Annotated in this window: 17 protein-coding genes; 11 read left to right on the top strand and 6 right to left on the bottom strand. The window is 59.7% G+C overall.

All coding sequences use genetic code 11. The features are described 5' to 3' along the window. Positions 1 to 24: 24 nt before the first annotated feature. Genes dapD through V476_RS18380 form a run of 3 tightly spaced genes read left to right on the top strand, consistent with a single transcriptional unit; the run spans position 25 to position 2728 of the window. A complete protein-coding gene (dapD, locus tag V476_RS18390; protein WP_024960263.1) occupies positions 25 to 1059 on the top strand; it encodes a 2,3,4,5-tetrahydropyridine-2,6-dicarboxylate N-succinyltransferase in 1035 nt (344 codons plus the stop codon). A 59-nt stretch (positions 1060 to 1118) separates the two neighbouring features. Continuing rightward, complete coding sequence (locus tag V476_RS18385; RefSeq protein WP_024960264.1) at positions 1119 to 2324, top strand: aminotransferase class V-fold PLP-dependent enzyme; 1206 nt, start codon at positions 1119 to 1121, stop codon at positions 2322 to 2324. After that, positions 2321 to 2728 carry a SufE family protein gene (locus V476_RS18380; RefSeq protein ID WP_003314282.1) on the top strand — a complete coding sequence of 136 codons (408 nt, stop codon included), beginning with the start codon at positions 2321 to 2323 and terminating at the stop codon, positions 2726 to 2728. Before V476_RS18385 ends, V476_RS18380 begins: the two co-directional genes overlap by 4 nt. On the opposite strand, the gene tcdA is transcribed toward V476_RS18380, so the two are convergent. Next, the gene (gene tcdA / locus V476_RS18375) at positions 2719 to 3549 is read right to left on the bottom strand and encodes a tRNA cyclic N6-threonylcarbamoyladenosine(37) synthase TcdA (RefSeq protein ID WP_003339603.1); all 831 of its coding nucleotides are present in this window, start codon (positions 3547 to 3549) and stop codon (positions 2719 to 2721) included. The genes V476_RS18380 and tcdA overlap by 10 nt on opposite strands. A gap of 283 nt (positions 3550 to 3832) precedes the next feature. Between tcdA and V476_RS18370 the strand changes: the two genes are divergently transcribed. The 7 genes from V476_RS18370 (at position 3833) to V476_RS18340 (ending at position 12840) form a co-directional block, all read left to right on the top strand. Continuing rightward, positions 3833 to 6346 carry a glycosyltransferase gene (locus V476_RS18370; RefSeq protein ID WP_024960265.1) on the top strand — a complete coding sequence of 838 codons (2514 nt, stop codon included), beginning with the start codon at positions 3833 to 3835 and terminating at the stop codon, positions 6344 to 6346. A gap of 99 nt (positions 6347 to 6445) precedes the next feature. Next, entirely contained in the window at positions 6446 to 7597 is a 1152-nt protein-coding gene (gene dapE / locus V476_RS18365) for a succinyl-diaminopimelate desuccinylase (RefSeq protein WP_003339604.1), read from the top strand. Continuing rightward, positions 7597 to 8406, top strand: coding sequence for a putative RNA methyltransferase (locus V476_RS18360; RefSeq protein ID WP_024960266.1), 810 nt, complete (start codon positions 7597 to 7599; stop codon positions 8404 to 8406). Before dapE ends, V476_RS18360 begins: the two co-directional genes overlap by 1 nt. Positions 8407 to 8425: 19 nt before the next feature. Continuing rightward, positions 8426 to 8803 carry a hypothetical protein gene (locus V476_RS18355; protein WP_003306646.1) on the top strand — a complete coding sequence of 126 codons (378 nt, stop codon included), beginning with the start codon at positions 8426 to 8428 and terminating at the stop codon, positions 8801 to 8803. 178 nt (positions 8804 to 8981) lie between these two features. Beyond that, positions 8982 to 11483, top strand: a complete 2502-nt coding sequence (plsB, locus tag V476_RS18350) for a glycerol-3-phosphate 1-O-acyltransferase PlsB (protein WP_003391119.1) — start codon at positions 8982 to 8984, stop codon at positions 11481 to 11483. Positions 11484 to 11595: 112 nt separating this feature from the next. After that, on the top strand, positions 11596 to 11946 hold the full coding sequence (locus V476_RS18345; RefSeq protein ID WP_024960267.1) for a YbaY family lipoprotein: 351 nt from the start codon (positions 11596 to 11598) through the stop codon (positions 11944 to 11946). Between the two features lie 204 nt (positions 11947 to 12150). Further along, positions 12151 to 12840, top strand: coding sequence for a DUF4197 domain-containing protein (locus V476_RS18340; RefSeq protein WP_004418704.1), 690 nt, complete (start codon positions 12151 to 12153; stop codon positions 12838 to 12840). 65 nt (positions 12841 to 12905) lie between these two features. Here the strand turns inward: V476_RS18340 and V476_RS18335 are convergent, their stop codons facing one another. Continuing rightward, complete coding sequence (locus tag V476_RS18335; protein WP_024960268.1) at positions 12906 to 13715, bottom strand: class I SAM-dependent methyltransferase; 810 nt, start codon at positions 13713 to 13715, stop codon at positions 12906 to 12908. A gap of 96 nt (positions 13716 to 13811) precedes the next feature. On the opposite strand from V476_RS18335, the gene V476_RS18330 reads away from it, so the two are divergent. Continuing rightward, positions 13812 to 14435, top strand: coding sequence for a hypothetical protein (locus V476_RS18330; protein ID WP_010416207.1), 624 nt, complete (start codon positions 13812 to 13814; stop codon positions 14433 to 14435). An 11-nt stretch (positions 14436 to 14446) separates the two neighbouring features. Here the strand turns inward: V476_RS18330 and V476_RS18325 are convergent, their stop codons facing one another. The 4 genes from V476_RS18325 to tsaB all read right to left on the bottom strand — a co-directional run bounded on the left by V476_RS18325 (position 14447) and on the right by tsaB (position 17366). Next, positions 14447 to 15136, bottom strand: coding sequence for an extensin-like domain-containing protein (locus V476_RS18325; protein WP_024960269.1), 690 nt, complete (start codon positions 15134 to 15136; stop codon positions 14447 to 14449). 133 nt (positions 15137 to 15269) lie between these two features. After that, positions 15270 to 16133 (bottom strand): DUF72 domain-containing protein, encoded by an 864-nt coding sequence (locus tag V476_RS18320; protein ID WP_024960270.1) that lies wholly within the window; start codon positions 16131 to 16133, stop codon positions 15270 to 15272. A 2-nt stretch (positions 16134 to 16135) separates the two neighbouring features. Then, complete coding sequence (locus V476_RS18315) at positions 16136 to 16447, bottom strand: hypothetical protein (protein WP_003314268.1); 312 nt, start codon at positions 16445 to 16447, stop codon at positions 16136 to 16138. Positions 16448 to 16691: 244 nt separating this feature from the next. Continuing rightward, positions 16692 to 17366 carry a tRNA (adenosine(37)-N6)-threonylcarbamoyltransferase complex dimerization subunit type 1 TsaB gene (tsaB, locus tag V476_RS18310; protein WP_024960271.1) on the bottom strand — a complete coding sequence of 225 codons (675 nt, stop codon included), beginning with the start codon at positions 17364 to 17366 and terminating at the stop codon, positions 16692 to 16694. Positions 17367 to 17411 lie beyond the last annotated feature (45 nt).

Genomic DNA, 17411 nt, shown 5'->3' with positions numbered 1-17411 from the left:
TTGATAAAGCCACGAGGTATTTACATGTCCACCACCCTGTTCAGCCTGGCCTTCGGCGTCGGCACCCAAAATCGTCAAGGCGCATGGCTTGAAGTATTTTATGCTCAGCCTCTGATCAATCCTTCTGCGGAACTGGTCGCGGCTATCGCACCGGTTCTGGGTTACACCGGCGGCAACCAGGCAATCACCTTCAATGTCGACCTGGCCTACAAGCTGGCCGAAGCGGCCAAATCCGTGGACGCGACTCAGGCCGCACTGCTGACTCGTCTGGCCGAAAGCCAGAAGCCGCTGGTCGCGACCCTGCTGGCTGACGACGCCACACTGACGTCGACTCCCGAGGCGTACCTCAAGCTGCATCTGCTTTCACACCGTCTGGTCAAGCCGCACGGTCTTAACCTGGCAGGTATCTTCCCTCTGCTGCCAAACGTGGCCTGGACCAGCCAGGGCGCGGTCGACCTGGTCGAACTGGCCGAGCGTCAGCTCGAAGCACGCCTCAAGGGCGAGCTGCTGGAAGTATTCTCGGTCGACAAATTCCCGAAGATGACCGATTACGTTGTGCCGAGCGGCGTTCGTATCGCTGACAGCGCTCGCGTGCGTCTGGGCGCCTATATCGGTGAAGGCACGACCGTCATGCACGAAGGCTTCGTCAACTTCAATGGCGGTACCGAAGGCCCGGGCATGATCGAAGGCCGCGTTTCCGCTGGCGTATTCGTCGGCAAGGGCTCGGATCTGGGCGGCGGCTGCTCGACCATGGGTACGCTGTCCGGCGGTGGCAACATCATCATCAAGGTCGGTGAAGGCTGCCTGATCGGCGCCAACGCCGGCATTGGCATCCCGCTGGGTGATCGCAACACCGTGGAATCGGGTCTGTACGTGACCGCGGGTACCAAGGTCGCGCTGCTCGACGAAAACAATGAGCTGGTCAAGATCGTCAAGGCCCGCGAGCTGGCGGGTCAGACCGACCTGCTGTTCCGTCGCAACTCTCAGACCGGCGCAGTGGAATGCAAAACCCACAAGTCGGCCGTCGAGTTGAACGAAGCACTGCACGCTCATAACTGATGCTGTGTGCGGGTTCAAGGCTGACGGCCTTGAACCCGCCTCCACACGCTGGACGAACAATGCCCCTCTTCTCTCCCTGGCGCGGCGACTTCCCCGCCATCGCTGCGCTGCAACGGCAAGGCCAGACCTATCTGGACAACGCCGCCACGACGCAAAAGCCTCAGGCACTCCTCGACGCCCTGACTCATTACTACGCCAACGGTGCCGCCAATGTGCATCGCGCCCAGCATCTGCCCGGCGCACACGCCACTCAAGCGTTCGAGGCCAGCCGTGGCAAGGCCGCCCGCTGGCTGAATGCCGGCGAGAACGGCCAGATCATCTTCACCCACGGCGCAACGTCTGCGCTGAACCTGCTGGCCTACGGGCTGGAACATGAATTCGCGGCGGGCGACGAGATCGCCATCAGCGCGCTGGAACATCACGCCAATCTGCTGCCATGGCAGCAACTGGTTCAGCGTCGGGGCCTGAAACTGGTGGTCCTGCCGCTGGACATCGACGGCGTGATCGACTGCGACGCGGCAGCCAGCCTGATCGGACCGCGCACACGCCTGCTCGCAGTCACCCAGCTCTCCAACGTGCTCGGCACCTGGCAACCCCTTGCCCGCCTCATCGCCCTGGCCAAGAACCAAGGCGCACTCACCGTCGTGGACGGCTCGCAGGGCGTGGTGCACGGACGCCATGATGTGCAGGCGCTGGGCTGCGATTTTTATGTGTTTTCCAGCCACAAACTGTATGGCCCGGAAGGACTCGGCGTGCTCTACGGACGCAACGAGGCGCTGCCCAGCCTCGCGCATTGGCAGTTCGGCGGCGAGATGGTGCTGACAGCCGATTATCAGCACGCGAAATTTCGTCCGGCACCACTGGGTTTCGAGGCGGGCACCCCGCCCATTGCCAGTGTGATCGGTCTGGGCGCTACCCTGAGTTACCTGGACAGTCTCGACCATCAGGCGGTTGCAGAACATGAAGCCAGACTGCACCGTCGCCTGCTCGAGGGCCTGCAGCAGCGGGACGGCATTCAAGTTCTGGGCTCACCGGATCTGGCACTGGTCAGCTTCGTCGTCGATGGCGTTCACAATGCTGATGTGGCCCACCTGCTGACCGAGCAGGGCATTGCCGTACGCGCCGGCCATCACTGCGCGATGCCGCTGTTCAAGACCCTTGGCCTGCCCGGCGCGATTCGAGTGTCACTGGCGCTGTACAACGATTCGGACGATCTGCTGCAGTTCTTCAGCGCACTGGATCAGGCACTGGAGCTGCTTCGATGAGCCTGCCGCCCTTAGCGCAAACTGCGCTCGACAGTTTTTCCCGGCCGCAAGGCTGGGAACAGCGCGCACGCCTGCTGATGCAATGGGGTGATCAACTTGCGCCACTGAGTGACGAAGAAAGAACCGACGACAATCTGGTACACGGTTGTGAAAGCAAGGTCTGGCTGACCGGCGAAGTCAGCGACGACGCCTGGCTGTTTCGGGCCGGCAGCGACGCGCGACTGATTCGCGGCCTGGTGGCGCTGCTACTGGCGCGTGTCAACGGCCTGTCGGAACGGGAGCTGGCAGCCGTGGATTTACCTGACTGGTTCCATCAGTTGGGCCTCGCCCGCCAGCTCTCACCCTCGCGCAGCAACGGCCTGAATGCCGTACTGCAGAAGATGCGCCAGCTGACTCAAGCCTGATCGGGCGTCGCAGCCGCTGGCTTGACCCGCTCCGAAGGCCGTCGCGTGCCCGCCACCAGTTTGTCCACCGCTCGGGTGGCGGCAACCATGCCAAAGGTTGCGGTCACCATCATCACTGCACCGAAACCACCGGCGCAATCGAGCTTTACGCCCTCGCCGACGAATTTCTTTTCCAGACAAATGCTGCCATCCGGCTTGGGGTAGCGCAGTTGTTCAGTAGAAAACACGCAAGGCACGCTGTAGTGACGGTTAGGCGTGCGTGAAAAGCCATAATCCCGACGCAGGGTCGAACGCACTTTGGAGGCCAGCGGGTCATTGAAGGTGCGGTTGAGGTCGGCGATCTGAATCAGGGTCGGATCGATCTGCCCGCCGGCGCCCCCGGTGGTGACCATCTGAATCTTGCGTCGTTTGCACCATGAAATCAGCGCAGCCTTGGCGTTGACGCTGTCGATGCAATCGATCACGAAATCCATGTCCGGGGTAATGCACTCGGCCATGGTGTCGCGGGTCACGAAATCAGACACCGCGTGCACGATGCAATCGGGGTTGATCGCGCGGATACGCTCAGCCATTACCTCGACCTTCGGCCGACCGACCGTGCTGTCCAGTGCATGCAACTGGCGGTTGCTGTTACTGACACAGACATCGTCCATGTCGAACAGCGAAATCTCACCCACGCCACTGCGCGCCATCGCTTCCGCAGCCCAGGAGCCCACGCCGCCGATACCGACCACGGCCACATGAGCCGCGCGCAGGCGTGCCAGCCCCTCGACGCCATAAAGACGGGCGATGCCAGCGAAACGTGGATCTTCTGCGCTCATGACCAATACCTCAAAAACCGGCGCGCATTATAGGGGTTTGTCGACGACAAGACACCTGACTTGTTCCCGGCAGGCAAGGTCCTTATCCGTTGACGAGCTGACCCAGAGATTCAAGGGAAGTAAAAAATAATGATGTTAGAACGCGATCAACGCTGACTGCTTAAACGCCATTCCGTTTTTGGAAACGCCCGAGGAAAAGAGTCTAAGCATTGCAAACGGCAATGAGCGAGGGCGACTAAGGTTAACCAACGCGAAGGGAACTCGCGGCACCGGTGCAACAAGCATGGAGCACATTGCAGACATGGATGACAATCTATCCAAGGGGAACATATGGCCAGCCCGTTCATTAACAACAATGGCCAGCGAGGTTCCGGACTGGCCTGAAAATATCCCGGGGGTCTCATACAGCCCTTTTCGTCCTGGGCAGAGTCCGTACACGCACCTCTATCCGACTCGCGAGCAAATTACCGAAGACCTGCTGCTGATCCGGCCTTTGACTCGACACATAAGAACCTATTCAGTGGAGGGTACGCTGGCCTGTATTCCCGAGATCGCCGAGGCATTGGGCATGAGCGTCACACTCGGCGTATGGATCACTTGGGACGAGAAACATAATGACCGGGACTTGCTGACCGGCGTAGACCTGGCCAATCGATTCTCCAGCGTCCAGCGCTTACTCATCGGACATGAAGCACTGCTGCGCAACGATGTGACCGTCGATCAACTGATTGCCTATATGAACACTGCACGACGCTATGTCGAAGTTCCGGTGTCGACCTCGGAAGGATGGAAGCAATGGCACGAGACGCCTGAACTGGCCGAACATGCAGACTTCATAGCGGCTCATATACTGCCGTTCAAAGAGGCTGTGCCGGTGACCGAAGCAAGCGCACGAGTACTTGCGCGGGCTGACGAACTGAAGCTGATGTTTCCCGACAAACCCCTGTTCATTTCCGAAGTTGGCTGGCCCGGCAAAGGCAACTTCAGAAGGCGCATAACAACGTATCGTGCAGAACAGTCGATTTATCTGCGTCATCAGCTCTCTCTGCTCGAACAGCACGGCCACGACTACTTTGTCATGGAAGCGTTCGATCAGCCGTGGAAGACCTCGCAAGGTTTGCCAGGGCCGCACTGGGGCCTGTTTGATGCACAGCGCAACATGAAGCTGCAACTGAAGGGTCCTGTGAAAACACGCGCCAGTTGGCAGTCGGAAATTCCGAGAATAATCGCCGGTTTGCAGCCTGACGCCTGGCGAACAACAGCGGTAATGTGCGCCGTGGCGTACGCCGTGCTGGTCTGGGTCGGCATGAGTTACGCGCAGCCGTTATCCGCATGGATAGCCCTGCCCATTGCTCTGGCATGGGCCACCTGCCTAATGATCGTCGTGGTCACACAGGGTTACGAGTTTCTGGAGTCGTTCTGGGGAGCGGAAAATCCGCGATCCTTTCCGCCAATACGTGCCTATCCAGGCCCGTGGCCCAAGGTTTCCATACATGTACCCTGCTACAACGAACCTCCGGACATGGTGAAGCTGACTCTCGACGCATTGCAAAAACTGGATTATCCGGATTTTGAAGTGCTGGTAATCGATAACAACACTCAAGACCCGAACATCTGGAAACCCGTCCAGGCGTACTGTCGACAGCTGGGAGCTCGCTTCCGGTTCTTTCACGTCAATCGGCTAAGCGGCTTCAAGGCCGGCGCCCTGAATTACCTGCTGGAATACACGGCCGAGGACGCCGGAATAGTCGCAGCCATCGACGCCGACTATTGCGTGCATCGGCACTGGCTCAAACATATGGTGTCGCACTTTGCGGACCCGGACATAGCCGTCATTCAGGTACCTCAGGATTATCGTGACGGGGACGAGAGTCTGTTCAAACGTTATTGCGAGGCCGAGTATCGCGTTTTCTTCAATATCGGCATGGTGATCCGCAACGACCACGACGCAATCATTCAGCACGGCACCATGACCCTGATTCGCAAATCCGTACTGCAGCGGCTGCGCTGGGCAGAATGGTGTATCTGCGAGGATGCTGAACTGGGATTGAGAATACTGGAGCACGGCTTTTCTACCGGCTATGCCGCCATCAGTTACGGCAAAGGGTTGATGCCCGACACTTTCATGGACTTTAAAAAACAGCGCTACCGCTGGACCTATGGTGCCATGCAGATATTCAAGCGGCATGCAGGAAGTTTGCTGGCGGGAACCGGTACCGCGTTGACGCCTGTCCAGCGTTATTACTTTATCGCCGGGTGGGTGCCGTGGATGGCAGGCGGCGTCAATTACTTCCTGGCACTGGCCGTGCTGCTGTGGTCGATGGCAATGATCGTTGAGCCCGACCTGCTTGAACCGGTGCCCTGGTTGTTTTCGGCCTCATTATTGCTGATGTTCGTTTTGGGAATATTCAAGGCGTTTGCCCTCTACCAGCGGCTGGCCAATACAGACATCAAAGACGCACTGGCAGCGATGCTGGCGAGCACGGCGCTCTATTCCGTCATAGGCAAAGCCGTGCTGTCAGCATTGTTCACGTCAGGATTGCCGTTTTTTCGCACGCCCAAGCAGACTGCACACACCCGGTTCGGCCAAGCCGTACGGGAAGCCGCAGAAGATGTGTGCATGATATTGCTTTGGTGGGCTGCGATCATACTTCTCTGCATCCGAAAAGACACCATCGATCCAGACCTGGGATTCTGGATAACCATGCTTTTCGCACAATCAGTCCCTTATCTGGCAGCCATAGCCATGGCCGTCCTGTCCGCTCGCGCAACCCGCCCCGCCACATCCACTGCCTGACATATCCACCGGGCGCGATAAACGACGGCCTCAGGTCGTCGTTTTGCTTTAAGATATCCGCCTTTTCGCGCCCAAAGTCTTGCTACCGGAGTTCTGTACATGACGGCCCCAGCCGACCTCTCGCCCACCCTCCAACTCGCCTGCGATCTGATCCGCCGTCCGTCAGTGACGCCGGTCGATGCCGATTGCCAGACCGTGATGATGCAGCGCCTGGGCGATGCCGGCTTCAAGCTGGAGCCGATGCGCATCGAAGACGTCGACAACTTCTGGGCCACCCACGGCACCACCGACGGCCCGGTACTGTGTTTCGCCGGTCATACCGACGTGGTTCCGACCGGGCCGCTGCAGAATTGGCAGAACGACCCGTTCGATGCGTTGATCGACGAGCACGGCATGCTTTGCGGACGTGGCGCGGCAGACATGAAAGGCAGTCTGGCGGCCATGCTGGTGGCGGCCGAACGCTTTGTCGCCGATCACCCTGATCACAAGGGCTCGGTGGCATTCCTGATCACCAGCGACGAAGAAGGCCCGGCGCATCACGGCACCAAAGCCGTGGTCGAGCGCCTCGCAGCACGTAAGGAACGCCTGGACTGGTGCATCGTCGGCGAGCCGTCGAGCACCACGCTGGTCGGCGATGTGGTCAAGAACGGTCGGCGCGGTTCGCTGGGGGCCACGCTGACGGTGCGCGGCAAGCAGGGCCATGTGGCTTACCCACATCTGGCGAAGAACCCGATTCACCTGGCCGCTCCGGCCTTGGCCGAACTGGCTGCCGAGCATTGGGACCACGGCAACGATTTCTTCCCGCCAACCAGCTTCCAGATCTCTAACCTGAACGCTGGCACCGGCGCCACCAACGTCATCCCCGGCGATCTGGTGGCGGTCTTCAACTTCCGTTTTTCCACCGAGTCGACCGTCGAAGGCCTGCAACAGCGCGTGGCCGATATCCTCGACAGGCATGAACTCGACTGGCACGTGGACTGGGCATTGTCCGGCCTGCCGTTCCTCACCGAGCCGGGCGCGTTGCTGGACGCCGTGTCCTCCAGCATCAAAAGCGTAACGGGCCGTGAGACTAAAGCCTCGACCAGCGGCGGAACCTCCGATGGTCGTTTCATCGCCACCCTCGGCACCCAAGTGGTCGAACTGGGGCCGGTCAACGCAACGATCCATCAGGTCAACGAACGTATTCTGGCCAGCGACCTCGATGTGCTGACCGAGATCTACTACCAGACTCTGGTCAAGTTGCTCGCCTGATGCTGACCTGCCCGATCTGCTCAGCGCCGCTCAGCACTGCCGACAACGGCGTGGTGTGCCCGGCCAATCATCGCTTCGACCGAGCCCGTCAGGGCTATCTGAACCTGTTGCCGGTGCAGCACAAGAACAGCCGCGACCCTGGCGACAATCAGGCCATGGTCGAGGCGCGACGCGACTTTCTCAATGCCGGGCATTACGCTCCGGTAGCCCGGCGTCTGGCTGAGCTGGCCGCCGAGCGATCCCCCGCGCACTGGCTGGACATCGGCTGTGGCGAAGGCTATTACACCGCGCAGATTGCCGAAGCCTTGCCCCATGCCGATGGCTATGCGCTGGACATCTCCCGCGAAGCGGTCAAGCGTGCCTGCCGTCGTGACCCGACGCTGACCTGGATGGTCGCCAGCATGGCCCGTGTGCCACTTCCGGATGCCAGTTGCCAGTTTCTGGCCAGTGTGTTCAGCCCGCTGGACTGGCAGGAAGCCAAGCGCTTGCTGACCCCGGGCGGCGGACTGATGCGGGTCGGCCCGACCAATGAGCATCTGATGGAGCTGCGTCAGAGGCTCTATGATGAAGTGCGCGATTACGCCGACGACAAGCACCTGTCGCTGGTGCCGCAAGGCATGCAGCTGCAACACAGCGAAACCCTGCGCTATACGCTGAAGCTGATCGACAGCCAGTCCCGCGCCGATCTACTGGCCATGACACCTCACGGCTGGCGCGCCAGCGCCGAACGTCGGGCAGCGGTCATCGAGCAACCAGGACCTTTCAAGGTCACCGTTTCCATGCGCTACGATTATTTCGTACTGCAATAAGCATTCAACAGAGGCCCCCATGCGCCAACCCGATATCGAGATTTACCTGAAAGACGAAGACGTCGATCACAAGGCAATCGCCCAGTGGCTCGGCGACGCGCTGGGCTCCTGCAGCGACTGGAAGCAGAAAGGCCAGACCTGGAAATGCACAGCGGGCACTGTAGCCGTGACCTGGTTGCCCAGAGCAGTCGGCAAATGGAACAGCCTGCATCTGGACAGCGATCAGACCCCGTGGGAAGACGACATCGCCTGCGCACGCGCCGCATTCAAGGCCTTGAACGTCGAAGTACGTTGCGCCCCGGGCACCTGGGTTGAAGAAGAAAGCGACGAAACTGCTGACCGCTGGATACGCGTCAGTGCCGACGGTGAGGAAGAGATTACCTGGCGAACCGCGTAAGACTTTTCGCCGCGACGTTCCTGATACGTGCCGTCGTCAGGTGAGCCCGGCTCGGCAAGCGGTCATTCGGACTTGATCCGTTCAGCGGGCACACCGGCGCTTTTGCCGATCGCTTCGGGATACGTCACACTGGCGCCCATCCAGGGCAGCCGCCCGCCCCTCACTCAGCAGAAGCCGTATGACCCGCTCTCCATTCCGTCGTCTCGTGTTCGGCACCCTGCGCCGGTTGTTGTATCTCTGGGTTCGCTCGGAAACCATCAATCAATCGTCTTTTACGCTGAATCTGGACCGCAGTCGCCCGGTGTTCTATGCACTGCAATCGCCGTCAATCAGCGATTTGGCAGTGATCGATACAGAATGCCGTAAAGCCGGTCTACCTCGTCCGGTTCTGTCGGTAGCGGTTGGCAACCTGATCGAGCCCGCCGCATTCTTTTACCTGACCCCCTCCCCCGACTGGCTCGGTCGCCAGGACAAGCGTGGTGCGCCCCCGACGCTGGAGCGTGTGGTCGCAGCCGTCAGCCAGAACCCCGGCGAAGACGCGCAGATCATCCCGGTCAGCGTGTTCTGGGGCCAGTCACCTGACCGCGAATCCAGTGCCTGGAAGCTGCTGTTTGCCGACAGCTGGGCGGTGACCGGCCGTTTGCGCCGTCTGGTCAGCATTCTGATTCTGGGCCGCAAGACCCGCGTGCAGTTTTCCGCGCCAATTCACATGCGCGAACTGGTGGGTGAAAACAAAGGTTACGAGCTGACGCTGCGCATGACCCAACGTCTGCTGCGCGTGCACTTTCGCAACCTGAAAAGCGCCGTGATCGGCCCGGACGTGTCGCACCGGCGCACGGTGGTCAAAGGTCTGCTGGACGAACCGCTGGTCAAGCAGGCGATCATCGAAGAGGCCGAGCGTGAACACATCACCCAGGAAAAGGCCCGGGAACGGGCGCTGAGCTACGGCAACGAGATCGCCTCGGACTACACCTATTCGGTGATCCGTTTCATGGAGGTGGTGCTCAGCTGGTTCTGGAACAAGATCTACGACGGCATCAAGGTCAGCCACATCGAAGGCGTTCAGGAAGTCGCACCGGGACATGAGGTCATTTATGTGCCTTGCCACCGAAGCCATATCGATTATCTGCTGCTGTCTTACCTGCTATTTCGCAACGGCCTCACGCCGCCGCACATCGCCGCCGGCATCAACCTGAATATGCCTGTGGTCGGCGGCCTGCTGCGACGTGGCGGGGCATTTTTCATGCGCCGCACGTTCAAGGGTAACCCGCTGTATACGGCGGTGTTCACCGAGTACCTGCACACGCTGTTCATCAAGGGCTTTCCGGTCGAATACTTTGTCGAAGGCGGCCGTTCACGCACCGGGCGCATGCTACAACCGAAAACCGGCATGCTCGCCATCACCCTGCGCAGCTTCCTGCGCAACTCGCGGATGCCCATCGTCTTTATCCCGGTGTACATCGGCTACGAGCGTGTTCTGGAAGGCCGTACTTACCTGGGCGAACTGCGCGGCGCAACCAAGAAGAAAGAGTCGATCTTCGATATCTTCAAAGTCATCGGCGCGCTGAAGCAGCGTTTCGGTCAGGTCTCGGTGAACTTCGGTGCGCCGATCAAACTGGCCGAGTTTCTCGATGGCGAACAACCGGACTGGCGCGAACAGCAGCTGGACCCGCAATTTCGCCCCGAATGGCTGAGCGAGACCACGCACCGCCTGGGTGAGCGTGTGGCCCAGCATCTGAACGAAGCCGCTGCCGTCAACCCGATGAACCTGGTTGCCGTGGCGTTATTGTCGACGCAAAGACTGGCGCTGGACGATCAGGCCATGGAGCGGGTTCTCGACCTGTACCTGACCTTGCTACGCGCCGTTCCGTACTCCCCGCACACGACACTGCCGGAAGGTGATGGCCGTTCGCTGATCGAGCACGTAAAAGGCATGGACCTGCTCGCCGAACAAAAAGACGCGCTGGGCAAAATTCTGTACCTGAACGAACAGAATGCGGTGTTGATGACCTACTACCGCAACAACGTCCTGCACATCTTCGCCCTGCCCTCGCTGCTGGCGAGCTTTTTCCAGAGCTCGTCGCGCATGACCCGCGAACAGATCCTGCGCTACACACGTGCGCTGTACCCGTTCCTGCAATCGGAACTGTTCATTCGCTGGCCGCTGAACGAGCTGGATGAAGTGGTCGATCAATGGCTGGCTGCGTTCGTGGAACAAGGTCTGTTGCGCTTCAAAAAGGACGCCTACGTGCGCCCGGAGCCCAGTTCACGCGAGTTCGTCTTGCTGACCCTGTTGTCCCGCGCCATCGCCCAGACCCTGCAGCGCTTCTACATGGCGATTGCCTTGTTGCTCAACAGCGGGCAGAACACGCTGAGCCCCGAGCAGCTCGAGGACCTGTGCACGGTCATGGCTCAGCGCCTGTCGATTCTGCATGGCCTCAATGCGCCGGAGTTCTTCGACAAGAGCCTGTTCCGGCACTTCATCCAGACCCTGCTGGACCTGGGTGTGCTGCGCAAGGACAGTGCCGGCAAGCTGAGCTATCACCCGATGCTGGGAGAACTGGCGGAAGGTGCGGCCAAGCGAGTGTTGCCTGCCGAAATCCGTCTTTCGATACGGCAAGTGGCCTTGCACAGCAATGAAGAGGAGCAGGATGTGGGAAGCGATCAAGAGAAAACGTAGGGTTTTTCCGTAACCTGGCAGGGATTTTTAGACAGCTGTTTTCTGCTCTCTGGCCACTGCTAGGGTTTGGTGGGTACCAATGACTGGTACTTAATCAAATAAGGAAATTGAAATGTCCAGCGAACCCCTAGTACGCCTTCAGGGTGAAGTTTATTACCTGCCACGTATTGCGTTGCCAACGGGCTGCAAGCTGATTGTCGCCCTGAGTGACATCAGCCTTGCTGACGCACCGGCCCATGTCATCGATGTCAGCGAAACAGAGATTACTCACCAGGTGCCGCTGCCGTTTGAACTGAACTACGCCGCCGACCGCTATCCCGTGCAGGGCCACAGCTATGCCCTGTCGGCACGAATCGAACACAACGGCACGCTGGTATGGATCAACGATACCGTTCATTCGGTCGAGCTGACCCACGAAGACCAGAAAGGCCTGCTGATCAAGGTCATTCAGACAGCCGGCTGATCCGTTCAGCACTGATTGCTCCCTTCAACGGTGCGCCTCGGCGCGCCGTTGTCGTTTTACAAGGCTTCCTCCCCCTCGACATCGATTGACGTCCATCGCTCACAGGTGCAAGTGCCTGTCGCGACTTCCTGATACGCTTGATCACGCACCGCACCATTATCGATCCTGGTTCAGGTCAGAACCCACTTCAACAAGGACGCTCTCATGCCTCGTTTTTCGTTCACCCTGGCCGGCCTGTGCGCAGGCCTTCTGCTGTCAGCCAACGTCTTCGCTCTATCGCTGGGCGACCTCTCGCAATCAGACGCGACCGGTGGGCTCAAGGATGCCTTGACTCAAGGCGCACAGGTCGCCGTCAAACAACTCGGCGTTCCTGGCGGTTTCAGCAAAAATGAAGAGGTGCGTATCGAGCTGCCGGGCAAACTCGGCCAGATCGCGAAAAAGATGAAAATGCTGGGCATGGGCACTCAAGTCGATCAGTTGGAAACCAGCATGAACCAGGCCGCCGAAGCCGCCGTGCCTCAAGCTCAGGCACTGCTTGTAGATGCGGTGAAGAAGATGAGCGTAACCGACGCCAAGGCCATTCTCGGCGGCGGCAAGGACTCGGCCACCCAGTACCTGAGCAGCACCAGCCGCGAGCAGATCCGCGCCAAGTTCCTGCCTATCGTCAAGAAGTCCACCGATCAGGTCGGTCTGGCGCAGAAGTACAACGCCTTTGCCGGCAAGGCGGCGGCGCTTGGCGCGCTTGACAGCAAAAGTGCAAATCTTGAAGGCTACGTGACCGAACAGGCGCTGAACGGGCTGTTCGAAATGATCGCCAAACAGGAAGAAAGCATTCGCGCCAACCCTGCTGCCGCCGCTACGGGCCTGGCGAAGAAGGTCTTCGGCGCGCTTTGAGTGCGGTGTTTGCGCCTGTATTCACAGGCGCATCTGCGTTTGACTCGGGCTGTCGACGATAGGCGCTATGCACCGCTCTCGTCTGTGGCTGCCTTGGGCTTCAAAGCCTTCTTCGGGTAGATGTCGTAGCGGCTGGATTTGCCGTCCAGCGCATAGCCCGGCTTGAGGCCGTCGATGCAGGGGGCCTTGCGCGGGCGTTTGACCACCACGCGGTGGGTGGCAAGCGCCAGCGCTGCTTCAAGTAACGCTGGCGCGTCCATGTCATCACCGACCAGAGGCCGGAACAGACGCATCTCCTTTTTCACCAGCGCGGTCTTTTCCCGGTGCGGGAACATAGGGTCCAGGTAGATCACCTGGGGCGGCTCCCCTGTCCAGGCGCGGATGATGTCGATCGAGTTGCCGGTCAACAGGCGCATCCGGGCAATGATGGAGCCGACGTCACGATCACCGCGCCCACGGGCCAGACCGTCTTCCAGCAATGCAGCGATAATCGGCTGACGCTCGATCAGGCTCATGTCGCAGCCCAGACTTGCCAGCACGAACGCATCCTTGCCAAGACCTGCCGTTGCGTCCAGCACGCTGGGGCGAATGCCCGGCTGAATACCGACCGCCTTGGCAATCATCTGCCCGGTCCCGCCGCCGAATAGCCGCCGGTGAGCCACCGCGCCCTCGACAAAATCGACACGTACGGCGCCAGGTGCATCATCGCCCAACTGCTGCAATTGCAGCCCGTGGTCAGTCAATTGCAGTGCAAAATCAGCGTGCGCGTCGCTCAACGGCAGGCCCAGGCGCCGCGCCCACTGCGCCGCCTGCTCCTGTTCGCCAACGGCCAGGGCTTCGACCCGGATACGACTGCCTGCTTGCTGATCAATCATTGCGCTTACACACTCAAAAATTGTTAATGATCGGCAAAATCTGCCGATAACCAAGTATCCGGCATTTTGCCAGACCCAAGGCCAGTACTGATCGCTATGTCAGAGATTGTTCAATCATCCATCGGCTATTTGTCGCACTCAGGCGACTTTAGCGTACGCAACAGCCGCACACTGGGTGGTGTGACGCAGCTGTGGTCGGATGCATTTGCCCGGGCGATGGCGGATCAGGTCAGTGAAAGCCCTTCAGTACCCGTGCATCCGACGGCTGTTGAGGTGGATGTAGAGACGGGCGAACCGGTCGCTGGTGCAAAAACCCTGAGCAAGATCGTCGAGCAACGTACCTGCCCGGTCACCGACACCGAGGTCAAGCCTCCAGAGCCGCTGTTCCTGCCGATTGCCGAATTCGACCTTGATCTGCTGCCTCCGCCTGCCGAGCCGTTCAGCATGGCTGAAATGATCGAGCAGCAACGCCATCTGGAATTCGAGAGCCATTGGGTGCGCCCTACCGTCCTGAACCCTTATGACGATAGCGTCAAACCAGGCCCTGGCCCGCAGCCACGCCCGCTGCATCTGCCGATTGCCGAATTCGAATGGGAACTGGCCGACAAGCCTGCCCAGCCGCTGGATGAGCAGACCATTGCCGCCCAACAGCGTCAGTTCGACTACGAGAACGGCTGGGCACGTCCGCTGATCCTGCAAAACCTGCGGATGGCGGCATAAGCCCCGAACGCTTACTTACACACCGACCAGCGCCCCATGTCGACGTGAAAATGATCGCGATGCGCCGCGTTGTACTCCGGCCCGAGCACCGTACTGAAGTTTTTGCAGGCACCGTCACGTAACAGCCTTAGAAAACGCCCCTTGTCCCCCTCATCGCCCCAATCCTTGAGCACACCGATGCGCTGACCGTCTGCCAGGCGAAAACCTGCCATGTCCAGCGCATTGGCCGTGGCGTGCTGGCTGAGCCGGGCATTGGCGCGGTTGTAGATGTTGCGGCAGGCAAAGCTGCCCAAGTGATCGATCCGCGCTACCCGCTGGCCGAAAACGGCCTGAGCGGCAGGTTGCAATGTGTGGATATCAAACAGCGCATAGGCGACCGCCAACGGGCAACTGGCCAGAAAGCTACTGCTCAGCGCCACGTCGCCCCCCTGAATACGCAGAGTATTTTGCAGAGGGCAACGAGCAGAAGGATCACTGTCGGCCTGGCGACTGAAACGCAACCCAGACGAACTCAGCACCTGATCGCACAGTGCGGGATCATTCTGCAATCGCGACAGCTTGTAAGCCGTCAGAAAGTTGGGCTCGGCCCGTACATCCAGCGGCGCCCATGGGTTCCAGCGCTCGGGGACATCGACCCAGCCACGCCAGACTGCAAACGCAGCCATTGCGCAGAGCAGCAGGAATACCAGCAGCATGCGCATGCTCAACCCTTGGACCGGGCAACAGATGCGAATCGGATGAAGCGTTTACAAACAGGGGCAAAACAGCGCAGTTGCGAATCCATAAGCGGGCTCTCCACAAGGTCGGGCTCTATGAGCCCATACCTGGAAGACCTCAGAGCAAGCCCAACTGTTCCACCTGAGGCCCGCGGTACAGTTCGAACAATGCCGGCAAGCCAGGCAATCGCGCCATCAGTTGCTGATGAAAGCGCATGGCCTGCTCGGCAGCCCTGATGTTGTCCGGGGTGTGCAGAAACACATAAGGCGTACGCCCCTCTTCGATCCACACGGCAACCTTTTCCACCCACTGCTGCAGAAACTGATCGTTGGCCTCCAGGTCCGGACCGCCGATGAAGCGCACTTGGGGAAACAGGGTCAGCGCAGCCGGACGAGGCGGCACCTTGGGCTTTTTCGATTGGGCGTGCAGGACTGCAGGATCAGTCGATACACAGCTGAACAATGCCCGGGAATCGAGGCAGATGCGCTCGACGCCTCGGTCCAGCAACAGGCGATTGAGCATGCGCTCTTCCTCACCCTTCATGAAAAACGCCATATTGCGCACTTCCACGGCCAGCGGCACGTTGAGCTCGTCGAGAAAGCCGGCCAGCTCGGCCAGACGCTGCGGCGTGAAGCTGGCGGGCAACTGCAGCCAGAACGGCGCGATACGCCCGCCCAGCGGCGCAAGCAGGCGAATAAACTCTTCAGCGGCGCCCACCTGCTCACGAAGATCGCCGTTGTGGCTGATGTCTTTATGGAATTTGGCGGTGAAGCGAAAATCGTCGGGCATTGTTTCTGCCCAACGCTGCACCGTGGTGGCGGCGGGACGGGCATAGAACGTGGTATTGCCTTCGACAGCGTTGAATACCTGAGTGTAGAGATTCAGGAAATCATTGGGGCGGGCATCTGCGGGGTACAGCGAATCTCGCCAGGCGTTTTCACTCCATGACGGACAACCGACGTAGTAAGGCAGAAGAGACACAATCAGACGTGCAGATCGAGCCCCGATACTTCAAGGTCCCAATCGACAAAACTGGCAGTGGCCATATAACTGGCCAGCGCATGGGCGACACGAGAGCTCATGGAGCGCGGGAAAATGATGTCTTGCGGACGCGCAGGTACGTTGGCGGTGCTGCCAATCGTTGAATCACCCGTCTCACGGCGAGCGCGCGCCGGGGGTGGCGGCAGCTCGGCATCAACTACGACTTCCTCAAAAGAACCTTCGACGGTCGAAGGTGTTTTCTGCGGCTTTCGCTTGATGGGGTACGAGCGTGATGAGGTTCCGTCTATGCGCATCGATTATGTACTCGGCGTCGATAGTGGCAATTTAGCGTTACTGCCTTGTAGTTCGCAAATTGCTTAACGATAACTAGACCACATATATTGCAAATTGTTATCGCCAAATGAGATTAAAGACCATTCAGACGATAAACGGTAGATGGCAAACTGATATTTTTAACAATACTGACCGGCTGGCTATGACTGAAAAACATTTTCCCGAAACGCTACAGCCTGTTGTGCAAACCCTGCCCCCATGCCGTCAACGTGACTTCGGCGTAGCCACCTTGTCACGCAGGTAAACCGGCTGAGCGTCATCTGCAGGCAGGGCTTCGCCGCGGTGCCAGGCAAAGGTCGCCAGCGTCAACAGATCCTGCGCGTGCGGCAGCATGGCTGCATCATGACCTGCCAGGCTGACCGGAATACGCTCTGCGTAGCCCCAGCCCGTACCGGCACCAAACCATTGACCGCTGGCCTGCGCAGGCAGCGTGGCCAGTTCGGGCGCCATCACAGCTTCGTCGCCCAACAGACGCATCTCGCCAGCGGTCTCCTGATAGCAGCCCCAGTACACCTCGTCCATGCGCGCATCGATGGCCGATGCCACTTGCGACACGCCGTGCTCGCGCCAGGCGCGCTGCGCCAGTACGGCGAGGTTCGAAACAGGAAGTACCGGACGTTCCAGGGCGAATGCCAAGCCTTGCACGACGCCGATGGCAATACGTACACCGGTGAATGCACCAGGCCCGCGTCCGAAAGCGATGGCGTCCAGCGCCGACATGGCAATGCCCGCCTCAGCCATCAGGGTTTTGATCATGGGCAGCAGCCGCTGGGCGTGCAGGCGCGGAATCACCTCGTAGTGGCTCAGCACCTTGCCGTCATGCAGCAAAGCGACCGAGCAGGCTTCAGTGGCGGTGTCCAGGGCCAGCAAGGTGGTCATCGGTGTTTCCGTCGTGGTCAATGTGAAAAAGTGCAGCAGTATAAA

Origin of the sequence: Pseudomonas syringae KCTC 12500, assembly GCF_000507185.2 — a bacterium.
Taxonomy (GTDB): domain Bacteria; phylum Pseudomonadota; class Gammaproteobacteria; order Pseudomonadales; family Pseudomonadaceae; genus Aquipseudomonas; species Aquipseudomonas syringae.
Note: the sequence above shows the minus strand (reverse complement) of the source record. Positions and strands in the feature narration are given on the sequence as shown.

Coding starts and splice junctions, on each gene's coding strand:
- tsaB (WP_024960271.1), bottom strand. CDS start 17,366: ATGACCACCTTGCTGGCCCTGGACACCGCCACTGAAGCCTGCTCGGTC.
- V476_RS18325 (WP_024960269.1), bottom strand. CDS start 15,136: ATGCGCATGCTGCTGGTATTCCTGCTGCTCTGCGCAATGGCTGCGTTT.
- V476_RS18345 (WP_024960267.1), top strand. CDS start 11,596: ATGTCCAGCGAACCCCTAGTACGCCTTCAGGGTGAAGTTTATTACCTG.
- tcdA (WP_003339603.1), bottom strand. CDS start 3,549: ATGAGCGCAGAAGATCCACGTTTCGCTGGCATCGCCCGTCTTTATGGC.
- dapE (WP_003339604.1), top strand. CDS start 6,446: ATGACGGCCCCAGCCGACCTCTCGCCCACCCTCCAACTCGCCTGCGAT.
- V476_RS18385 (WP_024960264.1), top strand. CDS start 1,119: ATGCCCCTCTTCTCTCCCTGGCGCGGCGACTTCCCCGCCATCGCTGCG.
- V476_RS18340 (WP_004418704.1), top strand. CDS start 12,151: ATGCCTCGTTTTTCGTTCACCCTGGCCGGCCTGTGCGCAGGCCTTCTG.
- V476_RS18330 (WP_010416207.1), top strand. CDS start 13,812: ATGTCAGAGATTGTTCAATCATCCATCGGCTATTTGTCGCACTCAGGC.
- V476_RS18335 (WP_024960268.1), bottom strand. CDS start 13,715: ATGATTGATCAGCAAGCAGGCAGTCGTATCCGGGTCGAAGCCCTGGCC.
- V476_RS18380 (WP_003314282.1), top strand. CDS start 2,321: ATGAGCCTGCCGCCCTTAGCGCAAACTGCGCTCGACAGTTTTTCCCGG.
- dapD (WP_024960263.1), top strand. CDS start 25: ATGTCCACCACCCTGTTCAGCCTGGCCTTCGGCGTCGGCACCCAAAAT.
- V476_RS18360 (WP_024960266.1), top strand. CDS start 7,597: ATGCTGACCTGCCCGATCTGCTCAGCGCCGCTCAGCACTGCCGACAAC.
- V476_RS18315 (WP_003314268.1), bottom strand. CDS start 16,447: ATGCGCATAGACGGAACCTCATCACGCTCGTACCCCATCAAGCGAAAG.
- V476_RS18370 (WP_024960265.1), top strand. CDS start 3,833: ATGGAGCACATTGCAGACATGGATGACAATCTATCCAAGGGGAACATA.
- V476_RS18355 (WP_003306646.1), top strand. CDS start 8,426: ATGCGCCAACCCGATATCGAGATTTACCTGAAAGACGAAGACGTCGAT.
- plsB (WP_003391119.1), top strand. CDS start 8,982: ATGACCCGCTCTCCATTCCGTCGTCTCGTGTTCGGCACCCTGCGCCGG.